Source organism: Rhodococcus mengyinensis (assembly GCF_048381435.1).
Classification (GTDB): Bacteria; Actinomycetota; Actinomycetes; order Mycobacteriales; family Mycobacteriaceae; genus Rhodococcus_F; species Rhodococcus_F opacus_D.
Genome location: NZ_JBLWIT010000135.1, coordinates 70,602 through 91,295, shown reverse-complemented (window position 1 = coordinate 91,295; position 20,694 = coordinate 70,602). Strand labels below are relative to the sequence as shown.

The window sequence follows — 20,694 nt, the reverse complement described above, 5'->3', positions numbered from 1 at the left end:
TGTTGCGGCATCACCGGTGCCCGACCCCACCGATGTTCACGTCCTGAAACGCGGGCGTTTCACCACAGGAGAAGCTATTCATGAGTTCCGACGCCAGCTCGTTGCGTAAGTTCCGATTCGCAGCAGGCGGAGAGGGCAACGCGGACGAGGGCGGCGCGCGTCGGTTCGTCAAGCTCGCGCAGAAGGCCGAGGAACTCGGGTTCGACAGCTTCATGATCCCCGACCACCTGGGTAACCAGGTGGGACCGATCGCCGCTCTGGGTGCACTCGCGATCGCCACGGACAAGATCCGGCTCGGCACCGCCGTCCTCGCGAACGGGTTCCGGCACCCGGCGATCCTCGCCAAGGACGCCGCCACCATCGACGTCCTGTCGGGTGGTCGCCTCGAACTCGGCATCGGCGCAGGCTGGATGAAGGAAGAGTTCGACAAGGGCGGCATCGACTACGAGCGCCCGGGCATCCGGATCGCCAAGCTCGAGGAGACCCTGCAGATCCTCGACGTGCTGCTGCGCGGCCAGGAGTGCAACTTCGACGGCAAGTACTACCAGATCAAGGGCCTGACGGGCAGCCCGCGACCGCGGCAGGGCCCGCGTCCCCCGATCGCCGTCGGCGGCGGCGGCCCCAAGATGCTGGCGCTCGCGGCCAAGTACGCCGACATCATCTCCGTGGCGACGCCGACCAGCAAGGAAGGCAAGCTCCTGCTCTCGGGTGTCACGCTCGAGAAGACGATGGAGCGCGTCGACCGGATCCGGGAGGCTGCCGGCGACCGGTTCGACGACATCGAACTGAACTGGACGATCACCACCATCGTCATCACCGACGACCGTGAGCAGACCGCCGAGATGGCGCTCGCCGCACTCGATCAGGGCTTCCCGCCGAACATCGAGGTCGACACCAAACTGTCCGTCGAAGACATCCTGAGCTCGCCGTATCTCGCGATCGGAAGCTTCGAGGAGATCGCCGATCAGATACGTATGGTGCGAGAAAAGACGACAATGTCTTACGTCGGTGTGTTCCCCACACAGATGGATGCGTTCGCGCCGATCATCTCGCAACTGAAGGGCGAGTAGACGCAGCGTACCGAGGGCGGCGATGCCAATCTGTAACATATCGATGGTTTGGAATCGATGAACTTATTCGGGTGAGTGGCGTGTTACGTCATTCCCCACGAGTTGTACAAGATCCGATTCGGCGAAGGAAGTCTGGGGCGCAGTCATGCCGGTGGCATGCCTGTGTGATCGCTTCGGAGGAGATGGAATGAACGCGAAGTTCGATGATTTTATCGACGAGAAGGGCCATATCAGGCTCGATTCGGGAAGCACGCTGGTCGACTACGTCCAGCGGCACACCCGGGAGAACTCGGACGAGCTGGCATACCGCTACATCGACTATTCGCGGGACAGAGACGGCGAAGCACAGGAGCTGACCTGGGAACAGTTCGGCCACCGCCTGCGCGCCGTCGCGGCTCGCCTCCAGCAGGTCACCAAGCCCGGCGACCGTGTCGCAGTCCTGGCGCCGCAGGGTCTCGATTACGTCATCTCCTTCTTCGCCGCCATCCACGCCGGAACGATTTCGGTGCCGCTGTTCGACCCCGACGAACCCGGCCACACCGACCGTCTGCACGCCGTCCTCGGTGACTGCACGCCTGCCGCCATCCTCACGGCCACCTCCTCCGCCGCGGGTGTTCGACAGTTCTTCCGGTCCCTCCCCGCCGCCCAGCGCCCCCGCATCATCGCCGTCGACGCCATCCCCGACAGCGTCGGCGAGTCCTGGGTGCGCCCCGAGATCGATCTCGACGACGTCGCGTACCTGCAGTACACGTCCGGTTCCACCCGTGTGCCCGCCGGTGTGGAGATCACGCACCGCGCCGTCGGCACCAACGCGCTGCAGATGGTCGACTCCATCGAGCTCAACGAGAATTCGCGCGGCGTCACATGGCTGCCGCTGTTCCACGACATGGGTCTGCTGACCGTCATCCTGCCCGCCCTGGGCGGCAAGTACATCACCATCATGAGCCCGCGCGCGTTCGTGCAGCGGCCGTACCGGTGGATCAAGGAACTGGCAGCGGTGTCCGACGGTGCGGGCACGTTCGCGGCCGCACCCAACTTCGCGTTCGAGCACGCGGCCGCCCGCGGTTTGCCGAAGAACGGTGAGAGCCTCGACCTGAGCAACGTGATCGGTCTCATCAACGGCAGCGAGCCGGTCACCACGTCGTCGATGCGCAAGTTCAACGAGGCGTTCGCGCCGTACGGCCTGCCGAAGACGGCGATCAAGCCCTCGTACGGCATGGCCGAGGCCACCCTGTTCGTGTCCTCCACCCGGCACTCGGACGAGGCCCGCGTCATCTACGTCGACCGCGACGAGCTCAACGCCGGTCGCGTCGTGAAGGTGGACCAGGACGCCGAGAACGCCATCCCGCAGGTGTCGTGCGGCTACGTCGCCCGCAGCCAGTGGGCCGCCATCGTCGACCCGGAGTCGCGGATCGAGCAGCCCGACGACCGGGTCGGAGAGATCTGGCTGCACGGCGAGAACATCGGGATCGGCTACTGGGGTCGCACCGACGAGACCGCCGAGACGTTCCACAACAAGCTCACCAACCGGCTCGCCGAGGGCAGCCACGCGGAGGGCACGCCCGAGGACGCCAACTGGATGCGGACCGGCGACTACGGCGTCTACATCGACGGCGAGCTGTTCATCACGGGCCGCGTCAAGGACCTCGTGATCGTCGACGGCCGCAACCACTACCCGCAGGACCTCGAGTACTCGGCGCAGGAGGCGAGCACCGCGCTCCGCCCCGGTTTCGTCGCCGCGTTCGCGGTCCCGGCCAACCAGCTGCCCGCCGTCGTGTTCGAGAACACACATTCGGGTCTGAACTATGACGCGGGCGACTCCTCCGAGCAGCTCGTGATCGTCGCCGAGCGCGCACCGGGTGCGGGCAAGGCTGACCCCCAGCCGATCGCCGACACGGTGCGGGCGGCGTTGTCGAGCAGGCACGGGGTCACCGCGCGCGACATCCTGCTGGTGCCCGCGGGCTCGATTCCTCGTACGTCGAGCGGCAAGATCGCCCGCCGCGCGTGCAAGGCGAGCTACATCGAAGGCACCCTGCGCGGCGGATACACGCAGACGGCCTTCCCCGATAGCGTTTCCGAATAGTCCACTTCCTGACGGGTAGCTTGGTGAGTTGATGGCTGAAAAAGATGATGACCGGACCAGCAGCACAGGTGACATGACGGTCGCGCAGCTGCGCGAGTGGCTGCGTAACTGGATTGCCGACGCAACCGGGCAACCGGTCGGTCAGATCACCGACGACCGTCCGATGGAAGAGTTCGGTCTGTCGTCTCGCGACGCCGTCGCGCTCAGCGGCGAGATCGAGGAATTGGTCGGCGTCACGCTCACCGCGACCGTCGCCTACCAGCACCCCACCATCGCGTCGCTGGCCACCCGCATCATCGAGGGCGAACCCGAGCAGCTCGACGACTCCGCGGACGCCGCGTACTACGCGTCGGCGCCGACGTCGGATGCGCACGACATCGCGATCGTGGGCTTGGCCTCCCGTTTCCCCGGCGCGGGAAAGACTCCTGCCGAGATGTGGCAGATGCTCGCGGAGGGCCGCGACGGCATCTCCGACCTGCCCGAGGGTCGCTGGGAGGAGTTCACCTCCGACCCGCAGATCAAGGCGGCCGTCGAGAAGGCCAACACGCAGGGTGGCTACCTCGACGACGTGAAGACCTTCGATGCGGAGTTCTTCGCGATGTCCCCGCTGGAGGTCGCGAACGTCGACCCGCAGCAGCGCCTCGCGATGGAACTGACGTGGGAGGCACTCGAGCACGCTCGCATCCCGGCCAGCGACCTCAAGGGTGAGCAGGTCGGTGTGTTCATCGGCAGCTCGGCCAACGACTACCAGCTGCTCGCGGTCAGCGACCCCGTCCACGCGCACCCGTATGCGCTGACCGGTACGTCGACGTCGATCGTCGCCAACCGGGTTTCCTACTTCTACGACTTCCGCGGGCCGTCCATCGCCCTCGACACGGCGTGCTCGTCGTCGCTCGTCGCGGTGCACCAGGCGGTGCGCTCGCTGCGGTCCGGTGAGTCGGATCTCGCGCTCGCCGGCGGCGTGAACATGCTCGTGGCGCCGCCCGCCACGCTGGGCTTCGACCAGCTGGGTGTGATGGCCCCCAACGGCCGCATCAAGGCGTTCTCCTCCGACGCCGACGGCATGATTCGCGCCGAGGGCGGCGGTCTCGTGGTCCTGAAGCGTCTCGAGGACGCGGAGCGGGACGGCGACGAGATCCTCGCCGTCATCGCCGGCAGCGCGGTCAACCAGGACGGCCGCTCCAACGGTCTCGCGGCGCCGAACCCGGATGCGCAGGCCGACGTCCTGCGTCACGCCTACCGGGACGCGGGCATCAACCCGGCCGGCGTCGACTACATCGAGGCGCATGGCACCGGCACCATCCTCGGCGACCCCATCGAGGCGGATGCGCTCGGACGCGTCGTCGGGCGTGGACGCGCCGACGACCAGCCCGCGCTGCTCGGCTCTGCCAAGACCAACTTCGGTCACCTCGAGGCAGCCGCAGGCGCCGCAGGCCTGATCAAGGTCGTGCTGTCGATGCAGGAAGACACCCTGCCGCCGACGCTGAACTTCGCCGGACCCAACCCGTACATCGCGTTCGACAAGGCGCACCTGCAGGTCATTCCCGAGGGTGCGGCGTGGCCGCGCTACACGGGCACGGCCGTCGCCGGTGTGTCCGGCTTCGGGTTCGGTGGCACCAACGCGCACGTCGTCGTGCGCGAGTACACCGGGCCTGCCGCCGACGACGCCGACGACGCGGCCGAGGTCACCGAGCCCGCTGTTCCCGCCGAGGAATCGGTCGCCGAGGCCGTCGAGCCGACGGTCGTTCTCGCGGTGTCGGGTGCGCTGCCGTCGCGTCGTCGCCGTGCCGCCGCGGATCTGGCCGACTGGCTGGAGACCGAAGAGGGCAGCACCACTCCGCTCGCCGACGTCGCGCGCTCTCTCGCCCGCCGCAACCACGGACGCTCGCGTGCCGTGGTCCTGGCGAAGACCCGCTCCGAGGCCGTCACCGGGCTCCGCGCCATCGCCGCCGGAAAGCCGGGGCAGGGTGTGTTCTCGGCGGATTCGCCGTCGTCGAAGGGCGCCGTCTGGGTTCTGTCGGGCTTCGGTTCGCAGCACCGCAAGATGGCCAAGCAGCTCTACCTGGAGAACCCGATCTTCGCGGCCGCCATCGACGAGGTCGACGCGCTGATCGAGGACGAGGCCGGCTACTCCATGAAGGAGAAGTTCCTCGACGACGCGATCGACTACGACGTCGAGACCTCCCAGGTCGGCATCTTCACCATCCAGATCGGTCTGGCGGCTCTGCTGCGTCACCACGGCGCCGAGCCCGAGGCCGTGGTCGGACACTCGATGGGCGAGGCCGCCGCCGCGTACATCTCGGGTGGTCTGCCGCTCGAGGACGCGGTGCGGGTCATCTGCGCCCGGTCCCGCCTCATGGGTGAGGCCGAGGCCACGCTCGAGGGCGACGACATCCGCCTGATGGCGCTCGTCGAGTACAGCGCGTCCGAGATCGAGACCGTCCTCACCGACTTCCCGCACCTCGAGGTCTGCGTGTACGCGGCCCCGACGCACACCGTGATCGGTGGCCCCGAGCCTGAGGTCAACGCCATCGTCGCGCGCGCCGAGGGCGAGGAGAAGATGGCCCGCGTCCTCAAGACGAAGGGCGCCAGCCACACCTCCCAGGTCGATCCGCTGCTGGGTGAGTTGGCCGCGGAACTGGCGGGCATCGAGCCGACCAAGCTGAAGCTGGGTGTGTACTCGTCGGTCGACCAGGACACGTACTACCGCGCCGGCCACGAGCCGATCCACCGCGAGGAGTACTGGACCAAGGGTCTGCGCCACAGCGTGTACTTCACCAACGCCGTCCGCCTCGCCGTGGGCAGCGGGCACACCACGTTCGTGGAGCTGGCGCCCAACCCGGTGGCCCTGATGTCCGTCGCCGCCACCGCGTTCGACGCCGGTCTGCACGACATGCAGCTCATCCAAACGCTCAAGCGCAAGGAGGACGAGCCGCTCAGTGTCCTCGCCGCGCTCGCGCAGCTGTACGTGCACGGGCACGCCGTCGACCTGTCGTCGCTGCTCCCCGAGGGCGACTTCGCGTCCGTTCCGCGCACCGCGTGGATCCGGAAGCCGTACTGGGTGGAGACCCGCATCGATTCCAGCGGCAACACCCGCGTCCCCGGTGCGCACGTGTCGCTGCCCGACGGCCGCCACGTGTGGGAGGTCCAGGCCGGCGCGGTCACCGACCTGCCCGCATTGGTCACCGCCGCCGCGTCGCAGGTGCTGTCGGACGTGACGCTCGCCGCGTCCGTTCTGCACGCCCACGCTCCGGCGGAGGGAACGCTCACCACCACGCTCAACCCGCATCCGGGTGGCGCGTCGCTGCAGGTGCACGCGAAGAGCGGCCCGAGTTTCACGCTGCTGTTCGATGCCGCCGTCACGTCCGGTGAGGCGCTTCCCGAACCCGTCGTCGCGCCGCCGGTGCAGTCGACCTCCCCGGTGGAGGAGCTGCCCGAGGTCGTCGAGGATATCGGCGAGAAGTGGGACCCCAACGGTTCGCAGACCCTCGAAGACCGTCTGGCGCTGATCGTCGCCGAGTCCATGGGCTACGCCCCGGAAGACCTGCCCGCCGAGATCCCGCTCATCGAGTTGGGCCTCGACTCGCTGATGGCCGTCCGCATCAAGAACCGCGTCGAGTACGAGTTCGACATCCCGCAGCTGCAGCTTCAGGCGGTCCGCGACGCGAATCTGATGGAGGTCGGCAAGTACCTGCGCTACGCGGTCGAGAACCGCGAAGAGGTGCAGGCGATGGCGGACAAGCAGAAGGCCGAGAAGGAGGCGGAGGAGGCCGCGGAGGCCGACCGTGACTCGGAGGCTTCCGGCTCCCCGCTCGACGCCGAGGACACGTCCGTGGAGGCCGAGGCCGAGGCGGTCCTTGCGGCCACCCCGGTGCCGGAGACGGCCGCCGCTCCCGAGGCAGCCGCCGTGGACAGCAAGGAGGCGTTCGCCGACGCGACCGGTTCCGACGTTCCGCCGCGCGATGCCGCCGAGCGTCTGACGTTCGCCACGTGGGCCGTCGTCACCGGCGAGTCCGCCAAGGGCATCTTCAACACGCTGCCGATCTTGAACGACGAGACGGCCGAGAAGCTGGCGGCGCGGTTGTCGGAACGCGCGAACGGTGAGATCACGTTCGACGACGTCCTCGACTCCACCACCATCGAGGAACTGGCCAACGTGGTGCGTGGATTCCTCGAGGATTCCGGCAAGATCGACGGGCTGGTCCGCGCGCTGCGGCCTCGCCCGGAAGGATCCGACGCCGTCCCCGTGTTCGTGTTCCACCCGGCCGGTGGTTCGACCGTCGCGTACGAGCCGCTGCTGAAGCGTCTGCCCGAGGGCACGCCGATGTACGGGTTCGAGCGCACCGAGGGTCCGATCGAGGTCCGGGCAGCGGAGTACCTGCCGCTGATCCGCGAGATCCAGGGTGACGGACCGTACGTGCTGTACGGCTGGTCGCTGGGCGGTGTGCTGGCCTACGCGGTGGCGAAGCTGCTGCGTGAGTCGGGCGCAGACGTCCGGATCGTCGGCCTGATCGACACGGTCATGGCCGGTGAGAAGGTCGAGGACACCCCGGACGAGATCCGTAAGCGCTGGCAGCGGTACGCCGCGTTCGCGAAGAAGACGTACAACGTGGACTACCCGCTGCCGTACGACAAACTCGCCGCGGCGGAGAGCGACGAAGAGCAGATCAAGATCCTGACGGAACTGCTCAAGCTGAGTGGCACGAAGATTCCGGGCGGAATCATCGAGCACCAGCGCACGTCGTGGCTCGACAACCGGGCCATCCAGACCGCCGAGCTCGAGCAGTACGACGGCGACGTCGTCCTGTACATGGCCGACCGCTACCACGACGACGTGATGAACCTGGAGCCCGCGTTCAAGACCCGGAAGCCGGACGGCGGCTGGGGCGACGCGGTGAAGAACCTGGAGATCATCCACGTGGGCGGCGATCACATCCAGATCGTCGACGAGCCGTACATCGCGAAGGTCGGTGCCGACCTCACCAAGAAGCTGGCGGCGATCCAGGCCGCCGGAACCGGAGCGCATCAGTGACCACCACCACCGCAGAGAAGCTTGCCGAACTGCGCGAAAAGCTTGAAACGGCAAAGGAACCCGCGGGCGAACAGGCTATCGCCAAGCGCGCGAAGAAGGGCATTCCGAGCGCGCGCGAACGCATCGACATGCTGCTCGACCCGGGAAGTTTCATCGAGGTCGGCGGCCTGATGCGCCAGCCCGGTGATCCGGGTGCCCTGTACAGCGACGGCGTGGTCACCGGCCACGGAACCGTCGAGGGACGCCCGGTCGCGGTGTTCTCGCACGATCAGACCGTGTTCGGCGGTTCCGTCGGCGAGATGTTCGGCCGCAAGGTCGCCGCGATCATGGAGTTCGCCGCCAAGATCGGCTGCCCCTGCGTCGGCATCAACGACTCCGGTGGAGCGCGGGTGCAGGATGCGGTGACGTCGCTGGCCTGGTACGCGGAGCTCGGCCGTCGGCAGGAACCGCTGTCGGGTATGTGCCCGCAGATCTCGATGATCCTCGGCAAGTGCGCGGGCGGTGCGGTGTACGCGCCGATCAACACCGACGTCCTGGTGGCCACCGAGGAGTCGTACATGTTTGTCACCGGACCCGACGTGGTCCGGAAGATCACCGGCGAGGACGTCAGTCTCGAAGAACTCGGCGGCGCCCGGAACCAGGCCCAGTACGGCAACCTGCACCATGTGGCGGCCGACGAGAAGGCCGCGTTCGAGTGGGTGCGCAAGTACCTCAGCTTCCTGCCGTCGAGTTGCATGGAGAAGCCGCCGGTGGTCAACCCGGGTCTGGAACCGGAGATCACGGACTCCGACCGCGACCTCGACACGTTCATCCCGGACGCCGACAACGCCGGCTACGACATGCACGACATCCTGCTGCGGATATTCGACGACGGTGAGTTCCACGAGATCGGCGGGCAGGTGGCGCTGAACATCATCACCGGCTTCGCCCGCGTGGACGGGCGCACGGTCGGCGTGATCGCCAACCAGCCGCTGGTCGCGGCGGGCGCGCTGGACGCCCAGGCCTCGGACAAGGCCGCGCATTTCATCCGCATCTGCGACGCCTTCGACATCCCGCTGGTGTTCGCGGTCGACACGCCCGGGTTCCTTCCCGGCCTCGAACAGGAGCGGATCGGCGTCATCAAGCGTGGCGGCCGGTTCATCTTCGCGTTCGTGACGGCGACGGTCCCGAAGGTGACCGTCGTGATCCGCAAGGCGTACGGCGGCGCGTACGCCGTCATGGGCTCGAAGCAGCTGGGCGCCGACATCAACTTCGCGTGGCCGACCGCCCGCATCGCGGTGATGGGCGCGGAGGGTGCTGTCGACCTCATCGGGCGCAGGCAGATCGAGGCCGCGGGTGAGAACGCTCCCGCCGTCCGCAGGCAGCTGATCAACTTCTACAACGAGAACATCGCGACGCCGTACATCGCGGCGGAGCGTGGCTACATCGACGCCGTCATCGAGCCCGCCACCACCCGGCTCGAGATTCGCAAGGCGCTGACGATGCTGCGCGACAAGAAGGTGCAGCGCAACCCGCGCAAGCACGATCTGATGCCTCTGTAGGTGACTCATGCCGACCGCAGCTTCGGTTCGGTGTGGACGAACACCGGCGGCCGCGGGCGCGACGCCGCGAGCGTGTGCGCCGCGCGGAGGTCCGCGAGCACCGTCGCCGGGTCGGCCTGAATCTGCTTCGGCAGGTGCGTCACGACGATGATGCCCTCGCGCTGCATGCGCGCCCGCCGCCTCATCGTCGCCTCGTGGAGTTCGGGCGAGAAGTGGTACTTCAGCGAGTCGATCTCCCAGGCGACGGCGACATCGTCCAGCCAGCCGTCGGGACGGGCGATCCATAGCCCGGCAGCGGACAGGACGTCCACGTTGTGCCGCATCGGCGGAAGACCACTCGTCGCATACACCTTCTGCGCGTGGACCTCGGCGACGGAATGCGCATCGTCGCTCAGTTCACGCAGGACCGCGCGGGGCAGGCGGCTTCCGCGGTCGCTGCCGTGCGCGAGTTCACGAACGAGTTCGTCGACGGTCACGTCGCCGCGCTGGATGCCGCCGGCGAGGAGCGCCCGGCAGCTGTCGGCCTGAAGCGTGCGACGTCCGGCGTCCAGGAGGCTGCGCGCCGGGGGAGCGAGGCGCAGGAGCCCCCGGTGGACCGGTGCGGGCATGCGCCACGTCCGCTCGACCTTCACGTACGCCCAGTCCCGACGGTGCCGGGTGGACGGGATGAGCAGCAGCACGTCGTTCCGGGCCGCCGACGACGTGTAGCCGAACGCGGCGAGCGCGGCGTGACCCGACAGCAGCGCGTCCGGACCGCCGTACTCGAGCGCCGCCAGATTGCGTTGCAGCGTCGTCGGCGGCCCGTTGTGCAGCAGGACCACGCCGGGGAGGATCCGCTGCCAGGGACCGCCGTCGGTGCAGCGTGCGGAGATGGTGCCCTTCGCGACCCCCAGCCGTTCCAGGGTGGCCGCGCGGATCACACCGTCGCGGCTGACGGCGGCTATCGCAGAGAGATCTTCGGCCCAGGTTCCTCGTCGCATGGGTCCGAGCATGCCGCGGGCGAATCGGACCGTCGCCGGAAAGCGCACGTCGGAAATCGCCCTGTGGATGGACGGAAGGTTGTGGACAACTCCGCGGGCGGCGGAGCTGTCTCGCCGTTTCGGACCGCCCGGCGCGGCGCCCGATGTGACATTCGTTCAGTCAGAGTGAACGCGTGTCACATCGGGCGACGCAAGCAGAGCAGGCGCAGGCAGGCAGGCAGGTCTATGGGCTGCTGTACACCCGCAGGGTGCCCGGCTTCCACAGTCCGGAGCGGGTGGCGGTCTCGGTGTCGACCGTGGCCGCGGTGGCGTCCGGGTAATACCGGTCGAAGCGCTCGAGGGAGCCCCAGTCGCGGCCCCAGTCGTCCCGCATGTAGGTGGGGATGGCCGTGGCGCTGGCGAGCAGTTCGGTGAAGCCGAGGGGGCCACCGTTCTCCGGGGACTGCCAGGTGTCGGTCGAGCTGACGGCCAGCGGGCGGTCGGGGAGGATGCGGTAGTTCGGCATCTCCGCGACACCGTACTGGTGGTCGAACGGACGCTGGCACGGGAACTGCAGCCCGACGGCCCAGTCCAGCAGCACCGGCTGTGAGCTGCCGATCGTCGAGTTGAGGGTCTCGAGCTTCGGAACCCGCGGCGGGGTGAAGGCCAGCCACTGGTCGCCGGTGAGGTTGGGATCGTTGGCGACGATCCGAACGGAGTCGGCGTCGGGGGACAGTTCGCTGATCGGGACGCGCAGGTTGCGCCACGACGGTGCGGGACCGATGTCCTTGGGCAGGTAGGTGCCCTGGGCCTGCACGGTGCCGTCGGGCTGACGCTTGCCGTATTCGAGGAGCAGTGACTGACCGTAGGTGAGGGCGCCGGTCGAGTCGACCGACCAGATGCGGCCCGCGGCGGACATGACGATCAGCGGGGCGTCGTCGCTGCGCTCGGGGAGTGCGTACCAGCTGGACGACAGCGTCGCCGGTTCCTGCACGCCTTCCTGGTAGCTGCCCATGACGGGTGTGGTGCCGGGGTCGAGTCCGAACGGCAGCTTGGCGGTACTGCCGTTGACGCCGACGTTGCCGGTGCCGCCGCTGGTTCCGGCGCTCGATCCGGTCTCGAAGCTGGGCCCGACGCTCTGGTTGTCGGTGTTGCCCATGCCCTGCTTGACCTCGACGTAGTCGGCGGTCAGGTCGGACGGCACCCCGTTGGGGGAGAAGCCGACGGGATCGGCTCCGCCGAGCGGGTCGGCGGGGTTCGCCAGCGGCTGCGCGGGATCGTTGATGGGTGTGAGGTTTCCGCCGTTGGTGTCGCCTTCGACGAGGACGTCCTCGGCGAGTCCGCACGTCTGCCCGGTGAGGGAGTCGAAGTTCGAGCGTGCCAGCGAGTACGCCGGGTACTGGGAGACGGCGCCCTTGAGGAGCGAGAGGACCTCGAACAGCACCATGATGCCGGCGATGACGGTGAGCGGGGCGGCCGCGAATTTCCTGATCCGCCTGCCCTTCTCGGTGTTGGCGCGGGCGGGTGGCGCCGCGAATCCCTCACGCAGGTACTGCCAGGCGGCCAGCGCGACGGCCAGCGCGAACAGGACGAGGAAGAACGTGTTGGACTGGCGGCCGCCGATGGAGACGGTCTTGTCGAACCACGGCACCCCGTAACTCGAGACGTACCAGTAGCCGTTGATGCCCGCGAACGTCAGGGCCAGCATGAGGAGCAGGCCGGCGAGGAAGATCGTGCGGTTGCGGCGCGACCGCAGCGCGGACGCCGACACCGCGACGGCGGTGAGTGCGGCCAGGGAACCGGCGATGCCCGCGTACGCCCCGAAGTGGTGGGTCCACTTGGTGGGGTTGAACATCATGAAGAAGATCGTGCCGAACACGACACCGAGCAGACGCCACGACGGTCCGGTGGCGGCGCCGGGGATCCGCTTGCGGCGCAACAGGATGAACAGCGTCGTCAGCAGACACAGAATCATCGTCAGGAACGCGAAACGACGAGCCACGGAACCGTCGACGGTCGGGACGAAGAGGTAGTAGTAGCGCAGGAAATCCTTGTACCACTCGAGGTTCGGGCCGATCAGGGTGCGGACCCGGGTGGCCTCCATCACCGCGGCGACGGTCTGGTCGGCGAACACGACCACCAGGACGATCGTGCCCGCGGCCGCGATCGGAGCCAGCAGTGGCAGTGTCCCCACCTGGCGGTGGCGCTTGACGACGATCCGGACGAGCGGACGTGCGCCGGCGAGCAGGGCCGCCACACACATCAGTCCCGTCGGGGCGGCCGCGAGCGTGAACGCGCCGATCAGGACGGCGACAGCCGCGGGGAGGAGACGTCCGGTCGCGATGGAACGCTCGATGGAGCACCACGTGAGCAGGGCGCCGAGCGCCACGATGGGCTCGGGCCGCAGTCCGTTGTTGTAGGGCAGCCAGAACGCGAGGAAGACGAGTCCGCCGGTCCACAGCGCGACCTTGTTGCGCCGGACGGACCGGCCGAGGCGCGGAGCGACCTCCCGGCTGATCACCATCCAGCACAGGATGCCGGCGATGAGGGCGGGCAGTCGCATGAACGGGCTGGCCGTCGAGATCTTCGCCATCGCGGCCAGGACGTCGTAGTACCAGCCGAACGGCGCCTCGGGGACACCGAACCAGCGGAAGTAGTTGGCCATGTAGCCGGCGTGATCGGAGACCCGGGCCATGGTGAGCAGGTAGCCGTCGTCGGACGTGTTGGCGCCGATGAAGTGCCACAGCACCAGCGTGCCCACGACGATCGTGTCGAGTCCGGTGAACTTCCACCAGTGTGACGGCAGGAAGTTGCGGTGCCCGCGCCCGTCCGTGCCGTCGAGGCGGCCGAGGGCGACCAGGGCGACGGCCGTGGCAAGGAGGGCCACGATCATGGCGACGAGCTTGATCAGCGTGGGGCTCGACGAGAACCGGGAGTCGACGTTCATCGTGAACGACAGGCCTGCCGGCGCCGCCCCGTCACGGAGGTCGCTGAACACGCCCACCACCTGCGGGCGGAGGTCGCCGGTGAGGGAACCGGCGATCGGGTCACCGGTCGGAGTGGTCAGACCCACGAATTCGGCGGACGTCGCGTCGATGTTCGACGTGATGCGGATCTCGGTGCAGGCGCCCGACTGCACCTGTTCGCGCGGCGCCGTCGCGATGGTGACGTTGCGGTCGAGCACGTCGACGGACCTGTCCGATACCCGCACGAACATCGCATTCAGTGCCGCACCCTCGCCCTGTGCGGGGGCGGTGGCCAGCAGGATTCCGCCCTGCGGGGGGAGCCCGGCCACGGCGGAACACGGGATCGCCGCCGACAGATCGACCGGGACCTGCGACATCAGCGGTGCCTCGAGGTCGCCGACGACGCCGTTCTCCGGCCAGTTCACCGCTGCGGTGGTCTGTTGCACCGGCATGAACGGGGTGGCTACTGCCAGCACGAACCCGATGAGTCCGGTGACGATGGCGATCAGACGAGCGGTCCGGTATTCACTCCGCCGGTCCTGGCGAGCAGGTGGCGAAGTGGATTCGGCGTCGGAGACGGAAGTTGTCAGAGCGTCGGGCACGGTTGTCGATGGTATGTCAGGAACCTGAGTAGGCATATTGCCGCCTACCAGAGGGTAGGGACACTTCTAGTAGTAACGCACCGGTCCGGCCGACCAGGTACCCGACCTGGTCACCTGTTCGGATTCGACCCGCGCGGGCGTCGCCGACTCGTCGAGCGGTGTGTACCGCTCGAGCGAGCCCCAGTCGCGGTCCCAGTCGTTGGACAGGTAGGTGGCCATGGTGCTCGCCGACAACAGCTGGTCGGTCCAGCCCAGCGGGCCGCCGCCGAACTTGTCCTGCCAGGCATTGGTGGACTCGGCGCCGATGCGGTCGGGGAGAACACGCCACTGCGGGACCTCGGCGACGCCGTAGCGGTGGTCGAAGGGCCGCTGGCAGGGGAAAGCGAGCCCGACGGCCCAGTCGAGGAGCACGGGGTCGCTGGAGCCGACGACGGTCTGCAGGGTCTGCATCGTCGGCACCCGGGGCGGTGTGACCGCCAGCCACTGGCCGGGGTCGGTATCCGGGTCGTCCGCGACGAGCCGGACCGTGTTCGCCTCGGCGGGCAGCTGGTCGAGTGGCACGCGCAGGTTGCGCCACGACGGGGACGGCCCGATGTCGATCGGGTCGACGGTGCCGAGCGCGGTGACGGACCCGTCGGGGCCGGTGACCCCGTACCAGACCTTCAGACTCTGACCGGGGGTGACGACGCCGTCCGCGTCGACCGACCGGATGCGCCCGGCGGCCGAGAGGGTGAGGATCGGTGCGTCGTCGCTGCGGTCGGGCAGCCCGTACCAGCCGGTGGTGAGGGAGGCGGGTGTCTGATCCCCGCCCGGCTGGTAGCTGCCGAGAACCGGGGTCCGGGCGGGGTCGAGGCCGAACGGCAGCGTCACGGTGCTGCCGTTGACGCCGGCGGTGGCCTCGGTACCGCCACCGGTGCCGGAGCTGGTGCCCGTCGTCGTCTCGTCGGTCTCGGTGTCGACGGTGTTCGCGCCGCCGGTGGCGATCTTCTCGGAGTCGGCGGTGAGGTCGTCGGCGATGCCGTTGGGGGTGAAGCCCTCCGCGGACGTCGTGCCGAACGCGCCTGCACCGTTCGGGTCGGTGACCGGGGTGAGCGGCTGCAGCAGTGCGGCGGTGGGGTCGGTCTCGACGAGGACCTCGTCGGCGAGCGCGCACGAGTTGCCGGTCACCGACTCGATGTTGGCCTTCGCGATGGAGTACCCGGGGTACTGCGCGACAGCCCCCTTCAGCAGCGACAGCACCTCGAACAGGACGACGGCACCGGCCGCGACGGTCAGCGGCGACGGCGCCAGCATCCGGGCACGTTTGCCGTTGGGTTTCTTGCCGCTCTCGTACGGTTCGCGGACGTGGTACCAGGCGGCGAGGAGCAGCGTCAGGACCGTGAGGCCCAGGAACAGCGTGGAGAAGCCCTTGCCCGCGATCATCGGCGGCTTGTCCCACCACGGGACGCCGTAGCTGGACACGTACCACCAGCCGTTGGAGCTGGTGAACGCGACCGCGAGGATGAACAGGACACCCGCGGCGAACAGGGTGCGGTTCCGTTTGGAGCGGATGCTCGCGGCTCCCACCCCGACCGCGGCGAGCACCGCGACGGAGCCGGCGAGACCCGCGTACACACCGAAGTGGTGGGTCCATTTGGTGGGCGTGAACATCATCAGCAGCAGCGACGCGAACACGATGCCGAGGATTCGGCGGGACGGTCCGATCGCGGTCCCGGGCACCTTCCCCTTGCGCAGGATCAGCATCACGCAGACCACGACGCACAGCAGCATCACGAACACGCCGAAGCGGCGGGCCAGCGAGCCGTCCGGCGAGATCCCCATGAGCGAATCCCAGCGCAGCCGCTCGTCGAACCAGGCCACGTTGGGGCCGAGGGCGGTGCGGACCCGCGTCGACTCGAGCACCGTCGCCAATGTCTGATCCGCGAAGACGGCCACCATCACGACGGTTCCCGCGGCGAGGATCGGCAGGATCTGGGACGCGAATCCCACCCGGTGGCCGCGCGCGATGACGATCTGCAGGATCGGCCGCGCACCGGCGATCAGGGCGGCGATGCAGATCAGGCCCGACGGTCCGGCCGCGAGAGAGAACGCGGCGATGAGCACGGCGACGGCACCGGGGAGGAGTCGTCCGGTGGCGATGGCGCGCTCGATGGAACACCACGTGAGGAGGGCGCCGAGCGCGATGACCGGTTCGGGACGCAGCCCGTTGTCGTACGGCAACCAGAACGCCAGGAAGACCAGCCCGCCGGTCCAGAGGGCAGTTCTGTTGCGCCGCACGGCCACACCGAGGCGGGGAATGACCTCCCGGCTGATCACCATCCAGCAGAGCAGGGCGGCGAGGAGCGTCGGCAGTCTCATCCACATGCTCGCCGTGCTCACCTTCGCCAGCGCCGCGAGGAGTTCGTACGACCACCCGAACGGCGCCTCGGGGACACCGAACCAGCGGAAGTAGTTGGCCATGTAGCCGGAATGCTCCGACACCCGCGCCATGCCGAGGAGATAACCGTCGTCGGAGGTGTTGGCGCCGACCACGTGCCACAGCAGCAGCGTCCCGATCACCACGGCGTCGACACCGGTGAACTTCCACCAGTGCGCGGGCAGGAAGCGGCGCGCGCGGCGACCGTCGATGCCGTCCACACGGTGCAACGCGTACAGCGACGTCAGTGTTGCGAGGACGCACACGATCATCGCCAGCAGTTTGAGCAGGGTGGGGCTGGACGAGAATCGGGAGTCCGGGTGGACGTGCACGTTCAAACCTGCCGGCGCCGCCCCCTGCAGGTCGGTGAACAGGCCGACCATCTGCGGGCGCTGGTCGCCCTCGACGGAACCGGCGAGGGGTTCGGCGGTGCCCGTGATCTCCGCCGACGTCCGCTGGTGGTCGGACGTGACGGTGAGGGCGCTGCAGCCCTGGATATCCGCGGCGTCCGCCGAGATCAGGGAGATGCCGCGAATCGTGACGTCGACCGTGCCGCCGGCGCCGCCCTTCACCACGAGGCCGTTCTTCTCGAAGTCGGGCGCGCGATCCGGGAGGGTGGAGACGACGGTGCCGCCGTCGGGTCCGAGTTGCGTGAACACCGAGCACGGCACGGTCACCTGCATGTCCAGCGGTGTGTACGAGACCAGTGGCGCCTCGACGCTGTTCACGGTGCCGTCCTGCGGCCAGTCGATCGACGCGGCGTCCTGCTTCACCGGGAGGAACGGGGTGGCCAGCGCGAGCACGAACCCGATCAGGCCGGTGACGATCGCGACGAGCCGGGAAGTGCGGATGGTCCGAAGGTCAGGCGGCGGGGGTTGGGACGGCACAGGACGATGTTAGGCGATGGTGGCTCCGCCACCCGTGAGTACTTGTTAACGCGCGGCGGTTAAGAAGTACTCACGGGACCGAAGGTCACGACCGCGGCGAGGTCGTCGAGGGAGAGGTCCAGAACCCGGGCGACCGCGGCGATCGTGAAGAACGCGGGTGTGGCGATGCGTCCGGTCTCGATCTTGCGCAGGGTTTCGACTGAGATGCCCGCGTCGAGTGCGACCGTGACCATGCTCATGTCTCCCCGCGCGGATCGCAGCAGCTCACCCAGCCTCTGCCCGCGTTCGAGTTCCTCTGCTGTCAACGGCACACGCACCATGTGCCATATAGTAATACCGGTATAGAAATTGGATTCCGACGTGGAGGGTGAGCCGTGGTCGAGTTGAAGTCGGCGGCCGAGGTGCAGGCGATGCGCGCGGCGGGCCGGGTGGTGGCCGACGCCCTGGCCGCAGTGCGCGAGGCGGCCGCGATCGGGGTGACACTCCAGGGCCTCGATGCGGTGGCCGCGACGGTGATCCGCGACGCGGGGGCGGAGCCCGTGTTCCTGAACTATCACCCGAGCTGGGCGCCCAGCCCGTTTCCCGGGGTCATCTGCGCGAGCGTGAACGATGCGGTGGTGCACGGCATTCCCGGCGAGTACCGACTCCGCGACGGTGACCTCGTCAGCATCGACTGTGGCGCCAGGCTCGCCGGCTGGTGCGGGGACGCCGCCGTGAGTTTCGTCGTCGGAACGGCCGACCCGGCCGACATCGCCCTCGTCGAGGCTACCGAAGCCGCTCTCGCGCACGGTATTGTGGCCGCCCGGCCGGGAAACCGGTTGGGAGACATCGGTGCCGCCATCGGACTGTTCGCGCGCGGCGCGGGGTACGGGATGCTCGCCGACCACGGCGGGCACGGCATCGGCAGGCAGATGCACGAAGATCCGCACGTGCCCAACGAGGGTCGCGTCGGGAAGGGGATGCTGTTGCGTCCCGGGATGGTGATCGCGATCGAACCCATGCTCATCGCCGACGGCACCGACGACTACCGGCACGAGGCCGACGGCTGGACGCTCCGCACGGCGACGGGCGCCCGTGCCGCGCACAGCGAGCACACCGTCGCCATCGGTGAGGACGGACCGGAAGTGTTGACGCGGTAGAACTTTCCTACGTCAGTGCTCGCACGTCCCACACCCACACGCCGTCGACCGGCTTCGCGGGTGCCCCGACGAGCTGCTGGACCGTCTCGCGCAGAACGCGATCGTTCTGGGTGTGCGGCAGGACCAGGACGTCGGCGTTCCAGAATTTCAGGTCCGCCAGTGCCTGGGCTTCCGTGGCCTCGTCGATGGCAGGCACCTGGCCGGACGACTGCGCGGACGCGAGCAGTAGGGCGGTGGGGCGGTCGTCGGGACCGTACTTACCCCTGTCCTCGCTGCCGGCCGGTCCGACGAAATACCCACCGGCGATGGGGAATGCGAGATCCTGCTCGGTCTGCCAGCGCAGCATCCGCGCGTTCTCCGGGGAGGGAAGCGGCACCGTGACGACGGAGCCGTCGGTGACGTACTCCCGCCACGTGCCGTCGGCGAAGAAACTCGGTGCGGTGTCGCGTTGGACGACGGCGAGCGGCGTGGGCGCCAGCGGAAGCAGCGCCACCGCGAGCCAGCCGACCCACAGCAGGGTGGTGGTCCGCTGGCCCTCGCGGGCGGACGCCAGGGCGCGGTCGGTGCCCAGCGCGAGCAGCAGGGCGGCGGCGGGCAGGCAGCCCATCGCGAAGCGCGATTCGAGTACGGATTCGAGAAGCGGCAGGTGTGAGATCAGCTTCCACGGCAGGGGAATTCCGGTGTCCCAGCCACCGATCGTCAGCGAAGTTCCGAGCGACAGGACGCCCATCACTGCGACGGTCGCGGCCGCGGCGCGAGCCAGCGGCATGCGCCACAGCCACAGAGCCGACAGGCCGAGGAGGATCAGCAGGGGCCAGCCGAAATACGCGTTCTCCTCGGTGGCGTTCATGCTGAACTCGGCGGACCCGGGCTCGCCTGCCAGCGAGGACGTCGGAAAGCTGGTGAACGCTTCGGTGTCGTTGCCGACGGGGCCGTGTTCGATCGCCCGGTAGCTGTCGGGCCCGAAGAACTGCCACCACAGGGGCACGGCGGCGATCGCCAGCGCGACGCCGCCGGCAATCGCGAAACCCTTGATGCTGCGCGTGACCGCCGCGAATGCCGCGCGCGGACGCGACGCCGCGAAGGCGGCACCGAAAACCGCGAACGCCAGCGCGTAGATAAGCAGAGGTTCTTCGCCGAGGAAGATCTGATAGGCGATCAGCAAGCCGAGGACGATGCCGTCGCGCACCGGGCGCGCACCGCTGCCCAGCCTGATCACGGCCAGCGCGATGAAGGGCAACAGGAACAGGGCGACGAAGTTGGGGTGCCCGTTGGTGTGCGAGATCAGGGCGGGGGCGAAACCGCACAGACCACCGCCGACGGCGGCCGCGAGTCGCGACGACACGACATGCCGCGAAAACACCCAATACCAGGCAATTGCCGTGCCCGACAGGCCAAGTGTGAGCGCGAGAGTGAAGGTGACGTTCGGTCCGAACAACAGCGTGACCGGCGCCAGCGGAATGCTGATGCCGAACATCGCCGTGTTGCCCATGAGATTGACGCCCAGCGGGTAGTTCTGCAGGTCGCTGGAGAGCGGATTGTCGAGATGGACCAGTGAGCGTGCGGCGACCGCGAAGAACCACTCCCACATCGTCTGGTCCTGGCCGCTGCGCACCAGATAGCCGGTCCCGAGGTGTTTCCACTGGCGGGCCAACACGAATGCCGCGAGGCCGACGTAGAAGACGACCGCCGCGACATCGGCCGGGTGTGGCCGGAGACGGGAGCGGAGAGGGCGAGCAGTGGTGCTGGTGCTCTCTGCCTGCCGAGTGGTCTCGACCTGGGTGAGTATCTCAGTCACGCAGCTGCGCCTCCGGTTCTCGGGTCGATGTCAATCGACCGAGGGTACCGGAGGTCGCTGAGAGCTTCCTGGGTTGCGATCGCGTGATTGTTGCGTGTATCACAACAAGTTGATTTGTGAACTTCTGATCAATACAGGGATATTCTCCTGCCCCACTGGTTACGCTCAGCATGCTTTTTCGTATCGGTTGCAGTGCACTCT

At 68.3% G+C, this 20,694-nt stretch carries 10 protein-coding genes; 5 read left to right on the top strand and 5 right to left on the bottom strand.

The window, feature by feature from the left end; translation table 11 throughout:
• The first annotated feature begins 80 nt into the window (after positions 1 to 80).
• From ACNJ7E_RS33160 to ACNJ7E_RS33145, 4 genes are all read left to right on the top strand, one after another.
• Positions 81 to 1,070: an LLM class F420-dependent oxidoreductase gene (locus ACNJ7E_RS33160; protein WP_005248835.1), complete on the top strand. Its 990-nt coding sequence runs from the start codon at positions 81 to 83 to the stop codon at positions 1,068 to 1,070.
• Positions 1,071 to 1,257: 187 nt separating this feature from the next.
• On the top strand, positions 1,258 to 3,153 hold the full coding sequence (gene fadD32 / locus ACNJ7E_RS33155; RefSeq protein WP_009477141.1) for a long-chain-fatty-acid--AMP ligase FadD32: 1,896 nt from the start codon (positions 1,258 to 1,260) through the stop codon (positions 3,151 to 3,153).
• Between the two features lie 73 nt (positions 3,154 to 3,226).
• A complete protein-coding gene (gene pks13, locus ACNJ7E_RS33150) occupies positions 3,227 to 8,185 on the top strand; it encodes a polyketide synthase Pks13 (RefSeq protein ID WP_418341899.1) in 4,959 nt (1,652 codons plus the stop codon).
• Positions 8,182 to 9,726 carry an acyl-CoA carboxylase subunit beta gene (locus tag ACNJ7E_RS33145; protein WP_005565873.1) on the top strand — a complete coding sequence of 515 codons (1,545 nt, stop codon included), beginning with the start codon at positions 8,182 to 8,184 and terminating at the stop codon, positions 9,724 to 9,726. The genes pks13 and ACNJ7E_RS33145 overlap by 4 nt, the downstream gene beginning before the upstream one ends.
• Positions 9,727 to 9,731: 5 nt before the next feature.
• On the opposite strand, the gene ACNJ7E_RS33140 is transcribed toward ACNJ7E_RS33145, so the two are convergent.
• The 4 genes from ACNJ7E_RS33140 to ACNJ7E_RS33125 all read right to left on the bottom strand — a co-directional run bounded on the left by ACNJ7E_RS33140 (position 9,732) and on the right by ACNJ7E_RS33125 (position 17,876).
• Positions 9,732 to 10,706 carry a hypothetical protein gene (locus tag ACNJ7E_RS33140; protein WP_280781873.1) on the bottom strand — a complete coding sequence of 325 codons (975 nt, stop codon included), beginning with the start codon at positions 10,704 to 10,706 and terminating at the stop codon, positions 9,732 to 9,734.
• Between the two features lie 223 nt (positions 10,707 to 10,929).
• Positions 10,930 to 14,253 carry an arabinosyltransferase domain-containing protein gene (locus tag ACNJ7E_RS33135; protein ID WP_280781872.1) on the bottom strand — a complete coding sequence of 1,108 codons (3,324 nt, stop codon included), beginning with the start codon at positions 14,251 to 14,253 and terminating at the stop codon, positions 10,930 to 10,932.
• Positions 14,254 to 14,319: 66 nt separating this feature from the next.
• Positions 14,320 to 17,556, bottom strand: a complete 3,237-nt coding sequence (locus tag ACNJ7E_RS33130) for an arabinosyltransferase domain-containing protein (RefSeq protein WP_418341898.1) — start codon at positions 17,554 to 17,556, stop codon at positions 14,320 to 14,322.
• 59 nt (positions 17,557 to 17,615) lie between these two features.
• The gene (locus ACNJ7E_RS33125; RefSeq protein WP_418341897.1) at positions 17,616 to 17,876 is read right to left on the bottom strand and encodes a helix-turn-helix domain-containing protein; all 261 of its coding nucleotides are present in this window, start codon (positions 17,874 to 17,876) and stop codon (positions 17,616 to 17,618) included.
• A gap of 54 nt (positions 17,877 to 17,930) precedes the next feature.
• Between ACNJ7E_RS33125 and map the strand changes: the two genes are divergently transcribed.
• On the top strand, positions 17,931 to 18,695 hold the full coding sequence (map, locus tag ACNJ7E_RS33120) for a type I methionyl aminopeptidase (protein ID WP_418341896.1): 765 nt from the start codon (positions 17,931 to 17,933) through the stop codon (positions 18,693 to 18,695).
• Between the two features lie 7 nt (positions 18,696 to 18,702).
• On the opposite strand, the gene ACNJ7E_RS33115 is transcribed toward map, so the two are convergent.
• The gene (locus ACNJ7E_RS33115) at positions 18,703 to 20,493 is read right to left on the bottom strand and encodes a glycosyltransferase family protein (protein ID WP_418341895.1); all 1,791 of its coding nucleotides are present in this window, start codon (positions 20,491 to 20,493) and stop codon (positions 18,703 to 18,705) included.
• Between the last annotated feature and the right edge of the window lie 201 nt (positions 20,494 to 20,694).

What these genes read in the sequence shown, in the direction of transcription:
- ACNJ7E_RS33160 (WP_005248835.1), top strand. Translation starts at nt 81, where the DNA reads ATGAGTTCCGACGCCAGCTCGTTGCGTAAGTTCCGATTCGCAGCAGGC.
- fadD32 (WP_009477141.1), top strand. Translation starts at nt 1,258, where the DNA reads ATGAACGCGAAGTTCGATGATTTTATCGACGAGAAGGGCCATATCAGG.
- pks13 (WP_418341899.1), top strand. Translation starts at nt 3,227, where the DNA reads ATGACGGTCGCGCAGCTGCGCGAGTGGCTGCGTAACTGGATTGCCGAC.
- ACNJ7E_RS33140 (WP_280781873.1), bottom strand. Translation starts at nt 10,706, where the DNA reads ATGCGACGAGGAACCTGGGCCGAAGATCTCTCTGCGATAGCCGCCGTC.
- ACNJ7E_RS33125 (WP_418341897.1), bottom strand. Translation starts at nt 17,876, where the DNA reads ATGGTGCGTGTGCCGTTGACAGCAGAGGAACTCGAACGCGGGCAGAGG.